14 protein-coding genes and 1 riboswitch are annotated in these 23,627 nt (G+C 37.5%); of the genes, 7 read left to right on the top strand and 7 right to left on the bottom strand.

Going from position 1 to position 23,627, the window contains the following annotated elements; all coding sequences use genetic code 11:
- Positions 1 to 19: 19 nt before the first annotated feature.
- Genes OTJ99_RS04350 through OTJ99_RS04340 form a run of 3 tightly spaced genes read left to right on the top strand, consistent with a single transcriptional unit; the run spans position 20 to position 3,133 of the window.
- Entirely contained in the window at positions 20 to 1,165 is a 1,146-nt protein-coding gene (locus tag OTJ99_RS04350) for a GAF domain-containing protein (RefSeq protein ID WP_045165089.1), read from the top strand.
- 46 nt (positions 1,166 to 1,211) lie between these two features.
- Complete coding sequence (locus OTJ99_RS04345; protein WP_045165090.1) at positions 1,212 to 1,943, top strand: MBL fold metallo-hydrolase; 732 nt, start codon at positions 1,212 to 1,214, stop codon at positions 1,941 to 1,943.
- Positions 1,940 to 3,133 (top strand): sensor domain-containing diguanylate cyclase, encoded by a 1,194-nt coding sequence (locus OTJ99_RS04340; RefSeq protein ID WP_045165091.1) that lies wholly within the window; start codon positions 1,940 to 1,942, stop codon positions 3,131 to 3,133. Before OTJ99_RS04345 ends, OTJ99_RS04340 begins: the two co-directional genes overlap by 4 nt.
- 74 nt (positions 3,134 to 3,207) lie before the next feature.
- Here the strand turns inward: OTJ99_RS04340 and OTJ99_RS04335 are convergent, their stop codons facing one another.
- Entirely contained in the window at positions 3,208 to 3,378 is a 171-nt protein-coding gene (locus OTJ99_RS04335) for a hypothetical protein (RefSeq protein WP_235374626.1), read from the bottom strand.
- Positions 3,379 to 3,490: 112 nt separating this feature from the next.
- Complete coding sequence (locus OTJ99_RS04330; protein ID WP_235374627.1) at positions 3,491 to 3,628, bottom strand: hypothetical protein; 138 nt, start codon at positions 3,626 to 3,628, stop codon at positions 3,491 to 3,493.
- Positions 3,629 to 3,765: 137 nt separating this feature from the next.
- Positions 3,766 to 3,862, bottom strand: a riboswitch (cyclic di-GMP riboswitch).
- A gap of 208 nt (positions 3,863 to 4,070) precedes the next feature.
- On the opposite strand from OTJ99_RS04330, the gene OTJ99_RS04325 reads away from it, so the two are divergent.
- The 4 genes from OTJ99_RS04325 (at position 4,071) to OTJ99_RS04310 (ending at position 7,465) form a co-directional block, all read left to right on the top strand.
- The gene (locus OTJ99_RS04325) at positions 4,071 to 5,423 is read left to right on the top strand and encodes an adenylate/guanylate cyclase domain-containing protein (RefSeq protein WP_269015424.1); all 1,353 of its coding nucleotides are present in this window, start codon (positions 4,071 to 4,073) and stop codon (positions 5,421 to 5,423) included.
- Positions 5,384 to 5,884, top strand: coding sequence for a hypothetical protein (locus OTJ99_RS04320; RefSeq protein WP_235374629.1), 501 nt, complete (start codon positions 5,384 to 5,386; stop codon positions 5,882 to 5,884). Before OTJ99_RS04325 ends, OTJ99_RS04320 begins: the two co-directional genes overlap by 40 nt.
- Before the next feature lie 163 nt (positions 5,885 to 6,047).
- Positions 6,048 to 7,154, top strand: a complete 1,107-nt coding sequence (locus OTJ99_RS04315) for a tetratricopeptide repeat protein (RefSeq protein ID WP_269015423.1) — start codon at positions 6,048 to 6,050, stop codon at positions 7,152 to 7,154.
- The gene (locus OTJ99_RS04310) at positions 7,103 to 7,465 is read left to right on the top strand and encodes a tetratricopeptide repeat protein (protein ID WP_235374631.1); all 363 of its coding nucleotides are present in this window, start codon (positions 7,103 to 7,105) and stop codon (positions 7,463 to 7,465) included. The genes OTJ99_RS04315 and OTJ99_RS04310 overlap by 52 nt, the downstream gene beginning before the upstream one ends.
- A gap of 472 nt (positions 7,466 to 7,937) precedes the next feature.
- On the opposite strand, the gene OTJ99_RS04305 is transcribed toward OTJ99_RS04310, so the two are convergent.
- From OTJ99_RS04305 to OTJ99_RS04280, 5 genes are all read right to left on the bottom strand, one after another.
- The gene (locus tag OTJ99_RS04305; RefSeq protein WP_013431836.1) at positions 7,938 to 9,641 is read right to left on the bottom strand and encodes an IS1634 family transposase; all 1,704 of its coding nucleotides are present in this window, start codon (positions 9,639 to 9,641) and stop codon (positions 7,938 to 7,940) included.
- Positions 9,642 to 10,045: 404 nt separating this feature from the next.
- Positions 10,046 to 12,520 carry a rhamnogalacturonan lyase family protein gene (locus OTJ99_RS04295; protein WP_045165092.1) on the bottom strand — a complete coding sequence of 825 codons (2,475 nt, stop codon included), beginning with the start codon at positions 12,518 to 12,520 and terminating at the stop codon, positions 10,046 to 10,048.
- Positions 12,521 to 12,708: 188 nt separating this feature from the next.
- A complete protein-coding gene (locus tag OTJ99_RS04290; protein ID WP_045165556.1) occupies positions 12,709 to 14,052 on the bottom strand; it encodes a pectate lyase in 1,344 nt (447 codons plus the stop codon).
- A gap of 95 nt (positions 14,053 to 14,147) precedes the next feature.
- The gene (locus OTJ99_RS04285) at positions 14,148 to 17,678 is read right to left on the bottom strand and encodes a cellulose binding domain-containing protein (protein WP_045165557.1); all 3,531 of its coding nucleotides are present in this window, start codon (positions 17,676 to 17,678) and stop codon (positions 14,148 to 14,150) included.
- 154 nt (positions 17,679 to 17,832) lie between these two features.
- The gene (locus OTJ99_RS04280) at positions 17,833 to 23,457 is read right to left on the bottom strand and encodes a glycoside hydrolase family 48 protein (protein ID WP_045165093.1); all 5,625 of its coding nucleotides are present in this window, start codon (positions 23,455 to 23,457) and stop codon (positions 17,833 to 17,835) included.
- Positions 23,458 to 23,627 lie beyond the last annotated feature (170 nt).

Genomic DNA, 23,627 nt, shown 5'->3' with positions numbered 1-23,627 from the left:
AAGTGGTGACTTTGACATTATGATAGAACTTTATGACCAAATTTCGAAATTACGAAATATTCTTGAGAAATTGAGCTCTTATATATTATATGTCTCAACTGAAAAAAATATAGAGGATATTTTCCTTCAAACCATTGATATATGTTTAGATCTTACAACAAGTGATGGTGCCACAATTTATCTTAAAGAAATGATTGAAAACGAGGAAAAACTTGTAATCAAAGCTACAAAAAATCAATCAGTCAATTTTGAGTTCTACTTGGGATACTCACTGCCCATAAATTCTATTAGTTTAGCAGGATATGTTGCTTCTAACCGCAAACCTGTGATTATAAATAACATTTTATCTTTAGAAAATCATGAATATAGGCATTTCAAATTTTTTGACAGGAGTTTGCATTATATTACAATTAACACTATAACAGTACCAATTTTTGATTACACAAACAGTGTTATAGGAGTTTTGCAAGTTGTTAATAAGAAGGCAAAACCTCAATTAAAACTTGAAGAAAATAATGCTCATCTATTTACTATTGACTATACTGATAACGATGCAAGAATAATATTAGCAATCTCGGCACTTTTAGGAATCATTTTAGACAGAATTTGGCTTTATCAAAAAAATGATCAACTGATAACAAATACTCAAAAGATGCTAAGTAATATTTTCGACTCGGTAAAAAAATCAATTTTGACTTTAAACGATATAATGCTGACAGGTCAGCAAAAGTTCATAGAGTATCTTCAAGCTGAGAAAAGAAAAAAAGTTCTTGAGTTTAAGGATGGACTTGAACTTTGTAAAAAACAAATTGAACTCTCAAAAGTTACTGAGACAATTATAACTGTATGTTATTTATCAATCGAAACTTCAGATAATAAAGTATCAAATATATTCTATGAAGTACTTTCATCAGAAATAAGAATATATGACATTCCTGTAATGGTAAAAGAAAATGAGTATGTCCTTCTACTTTACAACGTTGACTTGATAAAAGCTAAAATGATTGCCAAAAGGATAGAAAGAAAAATGATTGAAAAGGCAAATTCACAAAACTATAACTTTTCATTCAAAACCAAATGGAGTTTCTATGAAATAAAGCCTTCAGAAGAAAAAACTCTTGAGGAAATATGTGAAGGTTTAAAAAGTACTGGGGCAGAGCTTTAAATTGCTTTTAAGCTGTTAATTAATAAATGGTGGTGAAGAAGAAAAAATGTCAAAGGAAAACCCTTTAAAATTTCTGGGAATTGGAAGTGCTTTTAATCCTAATTATAACAATATCTCTGCTTACTTTGATTTGGAAGATAATCTTTTTTTAATTGATTGTGGTGGAGGTATATTTAACTCCCTTTTGAGTTTGAAACTACTTGAAAAATATTTACATTTAAATGTTTTAATAACTCATACACACCCTGACCACATTGCAAGTTTAGGTCAATTAATCTTGTATTGTTATTATCAACTAAGCAAGAAAATAACTCTTATCTTCCCTCAACCTGAAATAATATCAAATTTACTTGACTATATGGGTATCAGAAATGAGATATACACTTTGAAAACCCCTCAGGACTTTGTTAACTATCTCAGTAAACTTACGGTAATTTCCTTAGAACAAGTTCATGTAAATGAATTGCCTTGTTTTGGATATCTAATTTACTTGAATAATGTAACATTATATTACAGTGGGGACTCAAAATCAATTCCTCTTTATATCCTAACCAAATTTTTGGAAGGCGAAATAGATTTTTTATTCCAAGATACTTGTTCAGAAAATCATAACCATCATCCCCATCTTTCCATAAAGGAACTTTCAGAACAAATACCACCCTCAAAAAGAAAACAGGTTTATTGTATGCATATTGATGAAAGGTTTGATGTAAATTTAGCTAAAAATTTAGGTTTTAATATACCTCAAGAAATTGTAGCTGAGAGGGATGCAAAATGATCGAATATAATAATCCACAAGATTTAAAAAGACTAATCAGAAAACTCAATAAAATTGGAATTACAATTTCACGGGAGAAAAACGTCGATACCATTTTAGAAATGATCTTAAATGAAAGCATTGACATCACAAATAGTGATGGTGGTACCCTCTATATCGTAAAAGAATTCGAAGGACAAAAATATTTAGTCATCACACTTGCCAAAAACTACTCAGTTGATTTCAATTACATTGGTTATAAAATACCTATAGATAATCAAAGCATTGTCGGATACGTTGCCCAAAATGGCATTCCTGTTACAATTAACAACATTCAAAATATCCAAAATTCTCACCTGCAGCAGTTTAAACTTTTCGACCAAGCTTTACATTATAAAACCCTAAATCTTATGGCAATACCCATGATTGATTATCAAGGCAATGTGATTGGTGTTTTGCAGATAATAAACAAAAAGAAAGACAAGTCCATTAAGCTAACAGAAGACAACATCTACCAAAATATTGTTGACTTTACAAAAGAAGATGAAGAAATTATTTTGTCACTTGCATCTCAAGCGTCTTTATTAATTGAACGAATTCATCTTTACCAAAGGATAGAAAAAAATATTGCAAACACTCGTTATGCTCTAATCAGTTTATTTAATTCTATGAAACAAGTGATTGCAAACTTGAGTGAAGATATTTTAATTGAACAAGAAGAGTTTAAAAAATATGCATCTTTGGACGACCTGACAGGTCTGTTTACGCGAAATGAAGGAATGATTTATTTAGAAAAGCAGATACAACTCTCCAAAATGAATGAAACACACTTTGTTGTTTGCTTTATTGATGTCGATGGATTAAAACAAGTAAACGATACATTTGGCCACCAAATAGGAAATGAACTTTTAAAAAGCTTTGCTCAAATTCTAAAAGAAAGTATCAGAAGTTATGATATAGCATTCAGATATGGCGGAGATGAGTTTGTGTTGATACTTTATAAAGCAACAATAAGAGAAGCTAATATTGTTCTTGCAAGAATCCAAAATAAAATCGACGAGTTTAACGCAAAAGTCCAAAAGCCCTATAAGATTCAAATAAGCTATGGATTTGCTGAATATTCCCCAACTTCCAATTTGAACTCCGAAGACTTGATTAAAATAGCTGATGAGAATATGTATAAGGTCAAGAAAGAAAAGAAAAAAAGTTGACCCTCATATTAATTATGAGGGTCGTTCAAAATATATAAAGGAGTTCGAGGGGTTATGAGGATAGAGGGATTATCTTAGAATGACCATACAAACCTTGAAAAATGATCTGTTTTTAGCTGTTGTTTTTTAAGTTTGACATAAATATTCTTCCCCGCAGACCTATCATAGATGTACCCTTCATATCCTTCACATCTTAGGTGCACATCTTTTTTGAATTTAGCATCTGGTGAAAATTCAATGTACACAGTTCCATTTTCAGCATATATCTGTGCATAAAAGGTAATTGCATCTATTCCATCAGGTAGCGAGTCTTTCTTAAAATCAATTTCTACAAAGCCTACCTGGAATTTTCCTCCCTTAATTTGTTACAGTAAAACTACCACTAAATTGAATAGGAGTTGCATCTTGTGCAAAAGCAATGCTACTCAAACCCAATGATAAAATAAATACCAAAAGTATAGCAATTGACCATTTCTTCAAAACATGAAGCTTCATAACTTTTTACACTACCTTTAAGTTGAGCAAGCAAAGCCTTGCTCATTAATATATCAAAAGGCACCTGACTCTTCAGCCAGGTGCCTCTCTGTCAAAGGTAAATACTCTTTTTACTCCTTTTACCCTTGGACATATGTTTCGGCAGCCTGGCAATCATAGGAAAAGGTAAAACCCTTTTCCGACAGACCCATGGCTTTGCGCCCCTGCCTTTCGACAGGTTTGCCTTTATCGACATATGCTTCACTTATTTTTAAAAGCTCTGTTCAAATTAGCATTCTTTGTGTATAATTTTTATGTTGTTTTCTAATTATATTATCGCATAAATTTTTAAATTTTCAATAGCTTTTTAAAAAAATTTTTGGGTTGTGAAAAACTATGATTTGTTTTAACTGTGGCAATAAAATTCAATCTCCTTAATGCTGAAAAATGTATCTTTTGCGGAATGAAATTTAAGGGTGTGTGTCCATCTTGCGATTCATTATTACCTACCTACATTAATTTCTGCCTTAATTGTGGGGAATTTGTAAGACAAGGTGAAGCTAATCAACAATCTGCTGACGAACTAAAAAAGGTACCCGTGCTATTTGCAGATATATCAGGATTTACTAAGCTTTCCGAAAAAATAAGCCCTGATGAGGTTAATAATATAATCAATGAATTTTTTGAATATATTTTAAAGCCTGTTTACTGCTATGAAGGTACCATAGATAAATTCATTGGAGATTGTGTTATGATACTATTTGGTGCAAAAAGTTCTCACTTGGATGACCCAAAGCGTGCTGTGTTGTGTGCTCTTGAAATGTTAAAGCTTTGTAACGAGTTTTCAGTACAAAAAAATTTAAAAATATCAATGAGTATCGGCATAAATTATGGTATAGTTGCAATTGGCAAAGTCGGAGGATATTATGAAAAGGATTATACTGTTATTGGTGACGTCGTTAATGTTGCTCAAAGATTACAAGCAGCAGCACCTGAGAATACTATTTATGTATCAGAAAGTATTTATAGGGAGATTTTTGATTTATTCCTATATTCAGAGGCAAAAGAAATTTATGTTAAAAATAAAAGCAATCCCATAAGGTGTTATATACCTTTAGAAATTATCAATGAAGCTACAACATTTGATGTAATTTCTCGTATCCAGGATAGCTATTTATCAAAACTATTTAATATAATCGCATCAAAAGATACAAATAGCGTTCTTTTACTGGGGCCAAACGGTGTTGGAAAAACTTCTCTTTTAGAAAAATTAACTAATCATTTAGTTGCAAACAATATAAAAACGTATTACATTAGATGCAGTTTTAATAATTATTCGCGTCCTTACTTGTTAATTTCGCAAATAATATGTAAAGTATTAAATGTAAGTGTAGACGATGTGCAAACCATAAAGCAACATCGATTAATCTCTTTTCTTGACTTTTTATTTAAAGATGACTTAGAAAAAAAAGAAACCTGTTTCAAATTTCTTTCTATCATTCTGCAATTAGATATAGAGGATGATTTTAGAAATATTGTGTCATCCATGACCCAAGGAGATTTGGAATTTGAAATTCGGCAAAATGTACTTCTATTTTTTGATGCTTTTTTAAGCTCAAATTTTTCTATTTTTTTAACAGATGACATCCATTATGCTGACATTGAATCAATTCAAATCCTGGAATATTTAAAGACAAATTTGTATTGTGATAAAGTAATCTTTATTATAACTTCAGAAAATGAAAGTATCCACCTCAATGCCGAAAAACCATCTATATGCAGAAATTATCATCTCAGGAAACAAAGGAATTTCTGAAATTTTTCTTTAATGTTAATACTGTTGATGAAAAATTTACTCAGCTAATGGTGGACATATTAGAAGGAAAAATTTCTTATCTTAAAGAGGTTTGTAGATGGCTTTATTTGAATCATCAGTTGCTCATTCTGAACAATAAACTGTTTCTTCAAAACACTAATATAAATGCTTCAGAAATATTTTATAAAATTGTTGAACACAGACTTTCTCAATTTGATAAGGAATTAATACAATTTTTGAAAATAGCTGCTGTTTTTGGACAAAGATTTAATTTACGTATAGTATTAAATGTTCTAAAACCTTTAAAATCTGAAAACGATATCATCTTAACTCTTTCAAAAAGTAATTTCATTAAATTTGTTGACATAACTTATCAATCTTCAACAGCAGACAAAATCTTCGAATTTGCAAATAATATTATTTTTGAATACAGTCCTGAGGTCAATACCAAAAAGTACTAAAATAAGTCTTCATCTTAAAATTGCCAAATCTATTGAAAAACTATTCAGAGAAAATACTAGTTATTATTACGAGCTTTTGATTTATCATTACCGTGAAGCGAACGATATAATAAATTCTTCCAAATATTGTATATTGCTTGCAAATTATTATAAAAAGCAGCTTTTGTACAAGTACGCAGTAAAATACTTTAAAATTGCAATTGAAATGTTAGAAAATTACAACCAACAAAAAAACAATCTATATACAAGAGCACTTGAAGAATTATCAAGTTTAGAAAAACAAATGGGTAACTATGTTGAAGCTCTTAAGTACTTAAATATCTTAGATAGTGTAGCAGATGCCGAAAAAAGTCTATTTATAAAATGCGAAATATGTGAATGTCTCATCCTTACTGCTGAGTATGCTAAAGCGAAGGAAATACTCATAGGGCTTGAAAAAAATATTGACAGGAATAGTACCTTATATTCAAAATTAGTCTACCTCAAGAGTCTATTTCAATGTTATACTGGGGCTTCAGACATTAACCAAATTTTGGAAGAGGCAGAAACTATAATAATGCAAGATAATAAGATTGAGAATCTTGTGAAAATCTTTAATGTAGTTGCATATACATTTTATAGAAACTATGGAGATATTAATAAGGCAATAAATTACTTACAAAAAGCTAAGTCTGCCGCAATTAAAACTAACAATATTGCTTTACGTGTCAAACTTACCAGTAATCTTGGTATTCATTATTTTCAAACTGGTCAAATTAATAGCGCAATACAAAATTTAACATCAGCCTTAGAAGAAAGCAAAAAAATTCCCGATAAACATACACAAATTTATATTTTGATAAATTTAGGGATAATTTATACAAAGAAAGGACTTCTTAAAAAAGCATACGAATATCTAAACCAAGCTTATGAAAATGCTGGAAAATGGAATTTCTCGTATGAAGAATGTGCTTGCCTACTTAATATAGGCGAAATCTACATTGAAAAAGGTTTATTAATACATAGCTATGAATTGTTTTTAGCCTCACTAAATATCAGCGAAACAAAAATGTTTACTGTCGAAAAAGCTTTGAGTTTTATAAATCTCGCAAAAGTTTTGATCCTTATGAAAAATTGGCAAGCTGCTGACGAATTTCTTAATAAAGCAACAAGTTTTATTGAAAATTTAAAAGACATAGATATATCTTATGAATATCACCTAACTAAGGCAGAGTTTTTTTGTCGTCAAACAATTTTTGGGATGCAGAGAGAGAAATTGATATTTCATTAAAGTTTGCAGAAAAAAACATATTCAGACAAATAGAATGCATAAGAAAGAAAGGAGAGATACTTTCTGCTGCTGAAAAGTACAGTGAAGCAATAGAATACTTCAAAAATGCAGTAAAACTTAGTGAAACAAGTGGTTCTGCCCTAGAACTCGCAAAGTGCTATTTTCTCTTAGCAAAAACTTATCTAAAAACTTTGCAAAAAGACCAAGCAAAGTATTATTTTGAAATGTCAGAAAAATGGAGCAAATTAATTGATGATGAGTGCAGTATCAAGACTGAAATAGCTTCATTTAAAAAGTGTTTGATAAGTTGAATCAACTGCATTGTTTGAGCAAAATGTATTTTACTAATGTAACATTTCCTTAAAAAGCAAAAATTAACATCTCAATTAAGCATGAAATAACAGGAAAATAAAGTCTAACTAATCAGAACTTGTATGAATATGTAGGAAAGATGGAAGAACAAAGAAACACTATGAAGACTATAAGATAAACCTAAAAATAGAAATAAGAAATAGGCTACACAAACTAATTTTATGACGAGATTAAATCAAAATTTGTCATAAAAAGAGAGTTATAATCAGAAGTATTTACAGGTATTCAGAACCACAAGATAAAAATAAAGCCATAGCTTCGTATACATATTTTGTAAAATTTTATATCACCAATATTACACATGGTTCGAAGCTATGGCTTTAATAATTTTCTTGACTTTGTCAGTTTGAAGCTCAAAAAGCTTGGGAGGACTGGGATTGACAAAATATGGACCTCAATTTTGTCACTACATCATTTGCTAATACCAATAAATTCTAAGCCTTCCTCATATGTCATGAAGTTTTTTGGACCCTTTATCTTCATTACATTCAGTATATCTCCAGCTCCTCCCTCAATTCTTTGCTTTATCAAATATTTCTTCCCTTTTATCTCTATTTCAAAAAAGTTCATTGAATATATTGCTTCCATTATCCTTTCACTACTTATTCCTTTACCTTTTCTCCTCAAAATATATTCCAATGTCCTTTGCAGTAAAAATGCCAAAAAACATATCACAAAATGTCCTTTTATTCTGCTTTCTGTAAAGTGATATATCGGTCGCACTTCTAAACAGCTTTTCATTACTCTGAATGACTGTTCTATCTTCCATAAATCGTGATATGCTCCTAAAACCTCTTCTACATCCATATCCTTTTTGCTCGTTTGAATTGCATAATAACCGTCAAATTTCTCATCTCGTTTTATCGCTTCCTCATCCAATACATATTCTTCTGATTTTGATTTCTTCTTCAAATATTTCCTTGCACCTTTCTTTTCTAAGGCTGTTATGCTTCCTTTGTTCTCTAAAAGCTCTTTGGCTTTTCTTACCAATCTCTCTCTGTCTTCTTTGTCTTTCTTGGCTCTCTTGCTTGAATACGTTATTATCAAATTCTCTTCTATTTTGAACTCTTTACCCTCTTCATCCTTGACAATATTTGTTCTTTCCAATACCTTATATTTGAATTCATCACCATAAATTTCTTCAGCATTCAAACATCTTTTGCCATCAAGTCTTTTATATCCTTCTTCATTAAAAACTTCATCTAAAATTTCTTTACTTGCATTCTTTAATCTGCTTGCTACTATATAGTCGTACCCAGCTTCTTTTATCATCTTTAAATTTATTCTGCTGTTAAGCCCTTTGTCTGCTACTATTATTATCTTATCTATACTAAATTTTTCCTTCAGCTTCCTCAGTATCTTTACCATCGTCTTGCTATCTATCGTATTACCAGGAAAAAGTTCATACCCTATCGGTCTGCCTTCTTTGTCCACCAAAAGCCCTAATACAACTTGCACTTCATTTACCTTGTTGTCTTTGCTAAACCCAAAATTTTTAAGTTCATCCGCTCTACAACTCTCAAAGTATATTGTCGTCACATCATAAAACACTACATCAACTACCATCTTAAATAAGTCTTTATTTCTCTGATACAGGTATGTCTCTAAATCTTCTTTTACACTGTCAAGAAAATCTAAACACCTGTACAATTGATTCAAATCTATATCCTCTTCAAATCCAAAATATTTGCTTCTCTGATGATAAGTTCTTAGTTTGCTCATTGGCTCTATCAATCTCTGTATGGTCATTAAAAAACTTACTTTGTCTACATCAAATTTTATCTTTCTCTCTTTTGCTGCTTTCCCTTTTAAAAACTTATCAATTTCAAGCTCCTGCCATAACTTTCTGTATACAATGTATCCCCAGTTTTTTACAACTGCATCCGAAATATCTTCTTCAGATTCAATAGTAACAGCTTTTGCATTCTCAGTAGTTGTTTCAGCGACAATATCAGATAGTTTTTTTACAATGTTTTTAAAAGCGGGGTCATCTTTGAGAATATCAAGTCTACCAAAGTTAAATAGTACTCTTTGCTTTACTTTACCATTTTCACGGTAATTTTCGACTAACCTAACATACTGATAACCGCCAGCATTAGTAATTTTGACAAACATATGGCAACTCCTTGAAGATAGTTTGTTATATTGTACCACAAAATATTTAAAAAGTCAAGCAAATTCAGTATATATTAAGCTAAAATTTGTCCCTACATTTTTTAAAATTTTTTATTTTTCTCTTCTTGAAACCCGCATAAATTAAGACTTTGTTATTTTTTGTTAGCTCAAAAACACCTCTTAACTGACAAAGTCAAGAAAAGAGAGTTATAATCAGAAGTATTTACAGGTATTCAGAACCACAAGATAAAAATAAAGCCATAGCTTCGTATACATATTTTGTAAAATTTTATATCACCAATATTACACATGGTTCGAAGCTATGGCTTTAATAATTTTTATCCGTTGCATTTTTAATTTGCAGTTAACAATTTTTTGTCATTAAATTATTTTCTATAAACCTATTATTTTGGTTCTTGCCCCCATACCAGCACCCCATCTACATACGCCGTTACCTTCACATTCTCTCCATAACTCGTCATGCTCTGTATCCATGACCAGTCATTCCCCTGATTGTAATTGCTCCAGTCACTCTTGTTAAACCTTATCTGTATCTCTCCTGTGTCCTTCCCAGGCTGCAACTGCCCTGCTCCACTCTTAAATCCTATCTCTAAATAATAGTCCGCTCCTTCTACACTGTTGCTCAGCTTCACAAACTTGAATGTTATATTGCTTGCCCCTATCTGTGCCCAGTCTGATACCGCACTCTGTGCTCTCTCACCATCCACCGTGTACCAGTACCTTATCGTTACCCTGCTCAAATCTATCGCACTGCTACCACTATTTACTACCTTCAACCATGGCCTTATCGTGTTTGTCGTGCTGTTTGTCTCCTTGTTAGCATACAGTACCTTTATCTGCCTGCTTGTCACAGGGGTACTAACAGGCGTCGGGGTTAGAGTTGGTGTTGCTGTTGGAGTTGGCGTATATGTTGCAGTTGATGTTGGCGATGGAGTTGATGTAGGCGTTGGTGTTTTTGTCGGGGTTAGCGACGGTGTAGCAATTGGTTGTTGCCCATACCCTTCAAAATATTGATATATGTTATTCACATTAGTCTCATACCCTAAATAAAAACTTACGTGAGGTGGTTGATTATATGCAACGTTCTGCCATGCTATAGACACTCTATATTGCCTGTTATGCATAAGCGTAGGTATCTTATAATTTGTCAATGTGGTGGTTGTATATATCCTGATTGCATTGTTATCACTAGTCCTAAATATAACCTCTTCTCGCCAATCTCCAAATATATCTGCACTCAGGCAGGGCGTTGCCTTTGTGTTGTTATTTGATGAACATCCACTTGCTGTAAATATAGTATTTGTTCTATTATTGTTATAATCCCATTCGTAAATATATGTTTTATCCAATAATTCTCTGCCTAAATCCCCGTCCCACCAAATTGCAAAGTTACATGGTGGTGTCGCATTACTGATTACATTTCCCTTACAATCTCTAATACTTACCCCTGCTGCCCACACTTCTAACCCTTTATATCTCGGATCAACGTCTGCCGCCAAAGCACGCCCACAATCTCCAGATGTTAAAACCCTTACTAATATCTGCCCAGTCTTCGCGTCTCTTAGACTCGCTCCTGTGCTTCCTTCATGACACTGCCAAACTTCTAATCCAGGCCTGTCTGGATTAATATCTGACACATGCATTGCATCACCATGACCTAATTTGGTTGAATATAACGGTGCTCCATTATCATCTACTGCCATCGCGCCGTATATTATTTCATCCTTACCATCATTGTCAACATCAGCTACACTTAAATTGTGATTTCCTTGCCCTTCGTAATCATCTCTATATCCATCTTTAATCTCTCCTGTGTCAAATTGCCATAACTTTGTTAAATCGCCATTTTGCCAATTCCAAGCAACTATATATGTTTTTGTGTAATATCCTCGGCACATAATTAAGCTAGGCCTCTTCCCATCCAAATAAGCTACTGCTGCTAAAAACCTGTCAACCCTGTTTCCATATGAATCGCCCCATGATGAAACATTTCCACGTGGCGGAATATAATTAACTGTCTTTATTGCTCTTCCTGTCGCACCTTCAAATATAGTCAAATATTCAGGACCTGATAAAACATAGCCAGACGAATTCCGCCAATCAGCATTTGGATTTCCTATCACATTGCCTTGTCCATCTATCGTTCCATCAGCTGTTTTACATGCAACTTCAGCTTTTCCGTCACCATCTAAATCATATACTATAAATTGTGTATAATGTGCTCCTGCTCTTATATTCCTACCCAAATCAATTCTCCATAAGAACTTGCCATTTAATTTGTAAGCGTCTAAATACACATTGCTTGTATATCCAGCTTGTGAGTTATCCTTTGAATCACTTGGATCCCATTTCAGAACAATCTCATATTCCCCATCACCATCTAAATCGCCGACACTTGCATCATTTGGCGAATATGAAGCACCGAGTGGAGAATTCGCTGGTTTATTTAATTTTATTTCAATATAATTGCTATTAAGCACACTTACTTCTTCAGATTGTTCTACCTCTGCCCCATTTATCACTGCTCTTACATAATATCTCGAACTGGTTGTTCCATCAGCATCAACATAGTTTGTGCTGTTCTGAATTGGTGCTTTAGTTATCTTTGCTCCATTTCTGTAAATATTAAATCCTATATTCGCTGGATCTGAACCAAACATTCTCCAACTTAAAAATACTCCGTTTGTCACTTTTATTGCAATTAATCCTCTATTTAACTTCTCAATTTGACTTCCTGTTGCAGCCATTGCTAAATTACTTTTGCTCACATTTATCTGCCCATTTAACAATATAACACTTATAAAAAAAATAATTGATACAAAATATACATACTCCTTAAGCTTTTTCTTAGTTAACATTGAACTCCCCTCCAAAACCTTTCTCTTTATCTTCAATTGTAATAACCTACAAAAGACTCATCCAAAAAAGTGGCGTGTGATGAATTTGAGGACTTCATATAAATATCAAATTCATCACACGCACTCTTATCTACTTTTTTCTCTATTTTACTCACTAAAACGTCATTATTCCTTTCTTAAATGAACAATTAGTATTGATGTATCTGCGATTGGGACGGAAATTCAAATAATGTTTTGCAATTATTTACATTCAAGTTATGATACCACAGTTCTGATACTGGACTATCAGATTTTGCAACACAGCTTTTTACATTGTTTAATGTTACATCTTCAAGATAAATAACTACTTTGAAAGTAGTACCACCATTTTGCCTTACAAGCTTTCCTATATTTGTAGCTGTGAAGTTTTTTACTTTGAATGTACACGGTGCATTAAGTTGGAACACCTTGTCAGCAGCTTCTTTTGCTGAACCACCAATAACTTCCACTACCCCCTCACCTCTTACAGTCAACGCATCCTCTCCAACATCTTCCCATACAACATTTTCAACCACATTATCACCATAACAATGTACCCCGTCACAACCTGGCGCTCCAATTATTACATTTTTCAACTTTGCCCCTTTTTCAAGTTTAAATATGGGCTTTTGATTTTCAGATTGACTTCCATCACCCATTCCTTGAGCTATTATTTTTATTCCTTTACCATCATATGTTTGACCGGATTTAACAATTATTGTATCTGTAATAACTAAAACACCACCAGTATTTGGGATTGGAGTAGGTGTTACTGTTGGAGTTTGTGTTGGTACTGGTGTCGAAGTTGGAGTAGGTGTTTTGGTTGGCGTTGGAGTTGACGTTGGTGTTGGTGTCACTGATGAAGTCGGTGTTGGTGCCGGAGTAGGTGCTGGACCGCTCACACTTGAATTTACAATAACATCATCAAATTCAGCAACACACCTGTCAGCTATTAAACCTGCTTTCCCTGTCGCAATCGATGAATCACTTGCACTTAATACTTGACTCCCATTAACATATCCAATTAACTTGTTCCCATTTACTTCTAATTTCACATTATACCAGGTATCCTGCTTCAACGCAAACGACTTGAACGCCAATGTACTCCTACTCCCGTTTACCTTCTTCACTATCTCTATCTTTGAATCTCTCAATACCAACGCATAAAAGTTACCTGAGTTCTTATATCTCACTATCACTCCCGCACCTGAACTCAAATCCTTCACACCCAATACCTTAACTTTCGCTTCAACTGTATAATTGCTCCAGTCAGATGAACCAGTATACGCTCTCGCCTCAGATCCTGTGCTAGCCTGCTTTAAAACCTTGCTCCCATCCACTACTACACTCCAGCTACCGTTCGAGGTCGACCATCCATCCCTGTTGCCATCTTCAAAATCATCTGTCAAAAGTGTCGCCGCCTTTGCAACTTCATTACGCAACCCAATCCCTGTAAACAATGATACAACCATTATCAAACTGACTATAATGGCTAAAATCTTCTTGTTACTCATCACCCAAACCTCCTCTTTTTTATTCTTAGATTTCATCCTTCCCCTCTCCGCTTGACCTTTCTATTTTTTGCTTTCAAGCGGAGAGGGTAAGGTAATTACCTTGCTCCTATTCCTTCTAAACCACTACCAGGCTTTGGCTTTAAAAAGTCTCCTAAGTTTAAACTCCCATCACTATTCCTTGTTATAGTTGGTGTTAAGCTGTAAAAGTCATTATCGGTTACCAGTTGACCATTTGGCTTTATTGCTTGCCTATTACTCCACAAAACACAATTAATTATCGTTCCACTTACCAAATCACTCGATGCACTCTCTTTGTATGATAAACAATTCTTCAACACGTGTGTACCTTCTTCAAAATAAAAGTTCCTTCCACTTACCTTTAAACCGTTATTATAGCCCGTACAATTTTCCACTGTTATGCTACCCGGATTACTATTATAAGTAAATCCATGTTTGTTGTTATTAAATGCTATACATCTTCTCACTGTATGATTGACCTTTATATTACTGCCTCCTAGCTTAAAGCCATTTCCATCACTGCTAGATGTGGCACTTCCGTTTGATGTTTGCCCGTGACCATATGCCACACAATCCTCAATTAATACTTCACCAATAGCTCCTGTCTCACTTTTTGTGTATAAATCCCAACCATCATCAACATTGTAGTACGCTACACAACCTCGGAACACATTTCCTGGTCCTGCTGTTAGTTTGCATGCAAAACCATCTGCATCTTCACCGTTATCTGGATCCATATTGTCATGTGATGTACAATTCAATATCAAGTTATAACTTGGCCACTCATCTCTGGTTGCAGAACTTATATACCTGCTTATCTGCAAACCTGAATCTCTGTTATGATGAATTTCACATTGTTCAATTATATTGTAGCTGCCTCCTACGAAGATTCCGTTGTCCGCAGCTCCCATGACTTCTAATCCTTTTATGTGCCAATAGTTCCCATTAATCTGTAATCCTCTTGGATTTGAGTCCACACTCCCATATGGTTGAGATGAAAAGTCCAATATTGGCCTTTCATTTGGAAATGCATAAATACATTTTCTTGCATTGCTTGTACCACTATTATTTCTTTCAATTGTGATCTGCACAGAATACTTATACGTCCCACCTCTCATGTAGATTATCTGCCCAGGTTGTACTATCGTGATTGCTTTTTCTAATGTAGTAGGTCGATCAATGGTACCAGGATTATCTGGGCTTCCACTTGGTGCCACATAAATAGCATTCACCCCAGGTACAGGTGTCGGGGCAGGTGTTGGAACTGTCGTCGGCGTCGGGGTCGGCGTCGGTGTTACCGTCGGTGTTGGTGTTGGTGTCGGCGTCGCTGTCGGAGTCGGTGCTGGTGTCGGTGTCGGTGTTGGTGTTGGGGTTGCTGTTACTGTCGGTGTCGGTGTCGGTGCAACCGTCACTGTCGGTGCAGGTGTCGCTCCACTCGGCTCCTGACCCCATACTAACACTCCATCTATATACGCCGTTACCTTTACATTCTCTCCATAACTCGTCATGCTCTGTAACCATGACCAGTCATTCCCCTGATTGTAATTGCTCCAGTCACTCTTGTTAAACCTTATCTGTATCTCCCCTGTGTCTTTACCAGGCTGCAACTGCCCCGCTCCACTCTTAAATCCTATCTCCAAGTAATAGTCCGCTCCATTTACGCTACTGCTCAGCTTCACAAACTTGAATGTTACATTGCTTGCTCCTATCTGTGCCCAATCTGATACCGCACTCTGTGCCTTGTCTCCATCCACCGTGTACCAGTACCTTATCGTTACCCTGCTCAAATCTATCGCACTGCTACCACTATTTACTACCTTCAACCATGGCCTTATCGTGTTTGTCGTGCTGTTTGTCTCCTTGTTAGCATACAGTACCTTTATCTGCCCGCTTGTCGCAGGTGTGCTGCTCGGCGTCGGTGTTGGTGCTGTTGTCACTGTTGGTGTTGGCGTCGATGTCGATGTTGGCGTTGGTGTTGCAGTTGGGGTTGGGGTTGGCGTCAGAGTTGGGGTGGGTGTTACTGTCGGTGTCGGGGTCGGTGCAACCGTCACTGTCGGCGCAGGTGTCGCTCCACTCGGCTCCTGACCCCATACCAGCACTCCATCTATATACGCCGTTACCTTCATATTCTCTCCATAACTCGTCATGCTCTGTAACCATGACCAGTCATTCCCCTGATTGTAATTGCTCCAGTCACTCTTGTTAAACCTTATCTGTATCTCCCCTGTGTCTTTACCAGGCTGCAACTGCCCCGCTCCACTCTTAAATCCTATCTCCAAGTAATAGTCCGCTCCATTTACGCTACTGCTCAGCTTCACAAACTTGAATGTTACATTGCTTGCTCCTATCTGTGCCCAATCTGATACCGCACTCTGTGCCTTGTCTCCATCCACCGTGTACCAGTACCTTATCGTTACCCTGCTCAAATCTATCGCACTGCTACCACTATTTACTACCTTCAACCATGGCCTTATCGTGTTTGTCGTGCTGTTTGTCTCCTTGTTAGCATACAGTACCTTTATCTGTCCGCTTGTCGCAGGTGTGCTAACAGGTGTCGGTGTCGGGGTCGGGGTTGCTGTTACTGTTACTGTCGGTGTCGGGGTTGGAGTTACTGTCGGCGTAGGTGTTGGTGTAGAAGATGTACCAATTGCATTGGTTTTATACCATTGTCCCCATGGAGTTGGATTATTGGGGTCCCAATTGTTTACCATGTCCAAGTACCCTACATAGCTTGAATTGCCACACCAAGACCAGCTAAAAAGTCCTATCTTGTATTGTTTTGCATACCTGACAATAGCTTCCTCGTCAGGATCACCATCTGTATGCTGATGCCCAAACTCCCCAATAACTAATGGCAGCCCTTTCTCCACAAATGACTTGATATATTCTTCTACCTTGCTTGCTGTATTGTATACACCGTACATATGAATCGAAAATACCAAATTGCGCAGCGGATCTGCTTCCATTATGCTCTGAGCATTGTCTCTCATAGTATTAGACCAATCCTGACCCCAGTTCGGCGCATCCACCATTATCATGTGCTTGAATCCCGCATCCCTCAGCGCTTTTATAGCATTCTTCGTGTCATTAACCCAGTTTTGATAGTTATTGTTCCCATACGGCTCATTACCAATGTTTATAATTACAAAATCTTCGTTACCGTCTAATACACTCTTTATCTCCTTCCAATATTCCACTGCTTGCGCCAATGAACATGCTGCCCCGTCCTCACCATATCCTGTCGTGTCGTGAACTTCTAATACTATAGCTCTGAACCCAAGACTTCTTGATAATGATATAATATTTGCTACTTCACTTGCTGGTATCTTCGTCCATCGGTAACCATTACTTAGCACTACCCTCACAGAGTTCATACCCCATGACCTTATTCCTCGCAATGCCGTCTCCAGTTTATCTCTGTACCAGCAATGTGCGTGATTGGTTCCTATTAACGTGCTTGTGTCTATCTTCACTACTCCATCATTAGATGTAGCCGCATTAACTTTGGGTAAATTCGTTACATTTGCTATAAACAAAATGTTCAATAAAAAAACAACTGTACATAGTATGCTCAACCATTTCTTTCCTATTTTTGTTTTTACTCTTATCATAAAACCTAACTCCCTCTTTTTTATGCATTTATGCCATTATACTTCTTTATTTTTTGTACTATTTTTTGAACACCTCTATACAGGATTTTAGCGAGGCAGCACACTATACCTATAGATGTGCTACCCCGCTAAATTTTCATTTACCTACTTATTATTGATTGCCGAACAGAATTTCATATGTTGCATTAGCAATTGCTATGTCGCACTGTGCCCAGAACCTGTGATATCTGAACTCCGGTACCTGCCCTGACTTGTATGCCGCCTCTAACTTCGGCCAATCAGGATCTTGTTTGTACTTGCTCCTTATGTCTATAAACTTAACTCCACTCTTTATTACATCTCCATTCGGCATCTTCCCTGTCCATCCTGCCGGAATGTATACCTCTTGCTCAAAAAATCTCTTGTAGTCCGCTCTCTTCTCTGGCGCTGACAATCCCTTGTCATCCCTGTACAACTTCCACATCCTGTCCAGCAATTCCTTCGCTAAATTCTTCGCTTCCTCATCAAATACCCCATACTTCTTCGTCCCTGCACTGTAATAAAGTAGTGCATTCGCAAGTGATGCCGTTATTCCTAAATCCGTACCATAATCTACTACCTTCACATGCAAGTTCGGATTACCTGTATATGTCCCATTCCATGTGTCTGGCTGCCCACTCCAATCAAGCGTCGATGGTATCGCAAATGTACCATCACTGTTCAACTTCACTACACTCTTTATCCAGCTTACCCACTTCTCAAGCAGTGCACCTGCCTCCTTATCTCCTGTCACATAGTAATACTCCGCTACCCTCTGCATCGACCATGCCTGGAATCCAAACCATGTGTTGCTGCCAGGATCTCGATATACCGGGTTCGGGTCATACGCCATTCCATAAAATGTCGCTGTACCTGCCGGATATTTCTCGTACCTGCCATTCCATGAATTTGTCGCGCCTCCTGCTATCGCTCCCTCCGCTGACTGCAACCACCTGTAAAATTCTATCTGCCTCTTCAAACTCTTCGCCCAGTCACTCGCTCCGTTCGGTGACTTCGGCTTCATATCACTATCATTCGCTAATGCCCATGCAGCCATCGGATTCTGATATCCAAAGTGCACATGGCTGCAACCTATCTTCCATGACCATGCTCCATCCAATGCTCCGCCCCATGCATAATACCATGATAACAGATAATGTGCACTGTCATACCCTGTTCCTCCAGCCGCATTCTTGTCCTGACATCCTAATGGCTTGAAATACTTGTCAAACATCGCATACCTCAAATAGTCACCCATCTTCGCTGCCTTCGCTACATAGCTGCTTATCTCATTAAACTTACCTTGCTCCTTCGCCCATACCTTCGCCCAGTAAGTAGCCTGAATAGCTCTCGCATCCGCATCAGGTGCATTCGTGTATCTCCACTGCTTCGAATAGTTCTGATCCTTAATAAACAGATCTAAAAATCCATTCGGTCCGCCCCACTTGAAGTCCTCCCAGCTCGGATGCGGTACAGTCTCCCATACAGACTCCTCAGGCCCTCTCTGGAACGTGTTGATAAATGATGCACGGCTCACTCCGTCCCCTCTCTTGCCATATCCATACCAGTTGTCTACGTCCATCAACCAGTGCATACCATACATCAATGTGCTACCATATGTGCTCACAAGCTCATTATGCAATGGGTCTTTGCCAACAGGTACATTAAACTCAAGCGGCGATGGATACTTGTCCGGTGTCTCCCACTCACCTGCATACGTCGCTGGCTTGTTAGGATCATATGTCCTCATCGGCTGATCTTCAGCCGACGGTATCATATACTTCTCTAATGTGTCCCATGCCGTCTTAAATTTGCTCCAATCACCTGTTAACTTCCCATACACTGCCTCAAGCCATACATAGTACGAAAATGCTTCACTCGTGGTCAAATGACCATAATCAGGTGCTTCGCATATCAATGTCTCTACCGAATGATATGGTATCCCATCCTGGTTAAAATACCCGTTCGCAGGATCATGTATCTTGTTCCATAACCACATAAACCTCTGCCCATATTCGCCAAGCCCGCTCGGTGTGCTGCTCGGCGTCGGTGTAGGCGCAACTGTCTGCGTCGGGGTCGGCGTCGGTGTTACCGTCGGTGTTGGTGTTGGTGTCGGCGTCGCTGTCGGAGTCGGTGCTGGTGTCGGTGTCGGTGTTGGGGTTGCTGTTACTGTCGGTGTCGGTGTTGGGGTCGGTGCAGGTGTCGCTCCACCCGGCTCCTGACCCCATACCAGCACTCCATCTATATACGCCGTTACCTTCATATTCTCTCCATAACTCGTCATGCTCTGCAACCATGACCAGTCATTCCCCTGATTGTAATTGCTCCAGTCACTCTTGTTAAACCTTATCTGTATCTCCCCTGTGTCTTTACCAGGCTGCAACTGCCCCGCTCCGCTCTTAAATCCTATCTCCAAGTAATAGTCCGCTCCTTCTACACTGTTGCTCAGCTTCACAAACTTGAATGTCACATTGCTTGCTCCTATCTGTGCCCAATCTGATACCGCACTCTGTGCCTTGTCTCCATCTACCGTGTACCAGTACCTTATCGTTACCCTGCTCAAATCTATGCTACTGCTTCCCGTGTTCACTACCTTCAACCATGGCCTTATCGTGTTTGTCGTGCTGTTTGTCTCCTTGTTAGCATACAGTACCTTTATCTGCCCGCTTGTCGCAGGTGTGCTAACAGGTGTCGGTGTCGGTGTTGGTGTCACTGTTACTGTCGGTGTCGGTGTTGGCGTTGGAGTTGGTGTTACTGTTGGTGTAGGTGTCACTGTCGGTGTTGGTGTCGGTGCAACCGTCACTGTCGGTGCAGGTGTCGCTCCACTCGGCTCCTGACCCCATACCAACACTCCATCTATATACGCCGTTACCTTCACATTCTCTCCATAACTCGTCATGCTCTGTAACCATGACCAGTCATTTCCCTGATTGTAATTGCTCCAGTCACTCTTGTTAAACCTTATCTGTATCTCCCCTGTGTCCTTCCCTGGCTGCAACTGCCCCGCTCCACTCTTAAATCCTATCTCCAAGTAATAGTCCGCTCCACTTACGCTACTGCTCAGCTTCACAAACTTGAATGTTACATTGCTTGCTCCTATCTGTGCCCAGTCTGATACCGCACTCTGTGCCCTCTCACCATCCACCGTGTACCAGTACCTTATCGTTACCCTGCTCAAATCTATCGCACTGCTACCACTATTTACTACCTTCAACCAAGGCCTTATCGTGTTAGTTGTGCTATTGGTCTCCTTGTTCGCATACAATATCTTTATATGCCCACCTGCAACCGGACTGCTGCTCGGTGTTGGTGTCGGTGCCACCGTCACTGTCGGTGCCGGCGTCGGGGTCACTGTTGGGGTTGGGGTTGCAGTTGGCGTCGGTGTAGGTGTCGGGGTGGATGTTACTGTGGGAGTCGGTGTTGGAGTAGGTGACGCAGTTGTTGTTGATATCGGCGTTGATGTTGGAATTGTAGCACTATCAGCAATTTCACCCCATTTTATTCCTAAACCATTAGTAGCAACGAATACTCTTCCATATACTCTTGGGTCTCCAGTAATGTCTGCATTAGCACAACCAAATTGATTATTATCATCATTTATTCTTACCCAACTTGCACCTGCATCATCAGATCTAAATATTCCTCTGATTCCACTTATCTTTGCATAAGTGTAGATTGCCGGATATGTTTTTCCCTCTGCAGGTTTACCAAACCCAATACTTGCTGCTTCCTCTACATTTGCAATTTTTGTAAATGTATAACCACCATCAACCGAATGCCACATTCCATTATTGCCGACTAACCATATATCACCTTCACGACCAGGAACAGCCTTAAAGTTCCCGCTTGTTGGCAAGCCAGAAGCTGGTGATTGAACAAAGGTTTTTCCTTTGTCACTACTAATGTAGAATTTCCCATCTTTAAAAGCATAAAACTTGTTTGGATTTACTCTATCAGAGTATACAATCGCTCCGGAAGGTACATTAGCACATTGATACCATGTATTACCATTGTCTGTGGAATAGGATACAGGAGCACCTTTTGGTGCCCACACAACTACACTAGCATCAGCAGCTGCAGCAACTGTTCCACCTTCTGTCATTCCTTGAGGTTCTTGATTACCTTGGAACCATGATTTCCCACCATCATATGAAAAACCAATTCTGTTTGTGTTTGGATTCCATGTTTTGTCAACGTTCCCTACGCGCACCATAAAGTTTGGATTCAATTCAGCGTAATCTATATCAGTAGTCGAACCCATATTGGGTTGAGTATATGTCCAGTTGGGTGCTTTCTCCAAATCATCATGTCTAAACCCTGCGATATCGTATATTGCACTAAATAAATGTGGTCCGATTGGCGGGCTTACTAATGCTGCAACTGATGTTTCTTCTATCCCAATTCCTTTTACTTTAATTGTTATCTTTTCACCTTTATCCCATTTGGTTAAATCATCACACCCATATAACGTAGCACCTGTCCCATATAACATTCTATCAGAGTTAAATGGATCAATCTCAAGGGTTGCAACCATCCAACCAAGCTTTGGACTTGTCTCGGGAGGAATTGGATTCGTAATACCAAAATTCAACCATGGAGCTGCAGAAATATCCATAGTGTAGTGAAGCGTTCTGTTAGGATATCCAGCCCATTCCCATATACACTTCCATGTTTCACCACCATCTGTACTACGCCAAATATAAGTATCGGGCCACCATGAACTCAAAGCTGCTACCATTACCACCTTTGGATTTTGAGCGTCAACAGCTAATCCTCCATATCCAAAATAAGTATCTTTTGCTGGCATTGGACTTATGTTTTTCCATTCGCCAGTTTTAGTATTATATCTCCATACTTCTCCATAGTCACCGTTGTAAGGGCCCTGAGTATTGCTATATGTTATATACAGCATCCCATCTGAACTTAACTTTGCACGTTGTGGAAGTAAACCTGTAGGTTGTCCTGGCAGTGCCTCCCATGTTTGCCCACCATCTTTTGTATAGTATATGCTTGTATTTTTATCGGCTACCCCTACATAAATCACTTTGCTTCCTTCTCCGGGTTTACCGCTCGTTGGATCAAATACAACCCATACTACACCTGTGATATGATTCAAATAATCATAAGGGCAATTCGGGTCTTCAACATATGTTCCTGGGTTCGGGAAGTTCTCTACTTTTTTCCATGTTACGCCATAATCTGTACTTTTCCATAGTCCATTTCCTTCGCGTGTACCTAAATATAAGATACTATTGTTATTCGGATCAATAGCTAATCTCTCTCCCATATTTCGACCAGGCATATTACCGCCCAATTTGAATGGTAAAGGAGTACGTTCAAATGTATTACCTTTATCTTTTGAACGTAAAAGGACCCCATTCATATTTGTCCAACTATTAGTGTAAGTACCAGCAGCAATGTAGAGTCGATTTGGATCAACAGGATCTGTTGCTATACTTTCTACGCCTAATAAATTCCACTCATCAAAACTAACCCAATTCATAAGCTGTGTCCACGTATTGCCACCATCTGTACTTCTGTAAGCACCGCCAATATCTGTTCTTACATAAACTAAGTTTTTTTCTTTAGGATTAAAAACTATTCCCGTAATAAAACCGCCGCCACCTTCAATTTTTACATTTTTCCAAATGTATTTTTGAGTGGTGACTATACTCTCTGCCTTCACTGGAAAAGTTAAGCTATACATCACTGTACATAAAAAGATAATTGCAATAAATAACGCTATACCCCTTCGCATCTTAATCCCCCTCCTTTCAATTATGGATTTAATAGTCTGAGTTGGGTAATTGAAAATTATACTTTATCTTTAGTTTCTATCCCCTCACTTCTGTCTTTCGTATTGTATTAAATTTTTTACACGCTTCCTACCATATATTATTTTATATTTTTAAGGCAAATTAATTCTAT

Origin of the sequence: Caldicellulosiruptor naganoensis, from assembly GCF_026914285.1 — a bacterium.
Taxonomy (GTDB): domain Bacteria; phylum Bacillota; class Thermoanaerobacteria; order Caldicellulosiruptorales; family Caldicellulosiruptoraceae; genus Caldicellulosiruptor; species Caldicellulosiruptor naganoensis.
The sequence above is the reverse complement of the archived record's forward strand: the minus strand, read 5'-3'. Positions and strand labels throughout refer to the sequence as shown.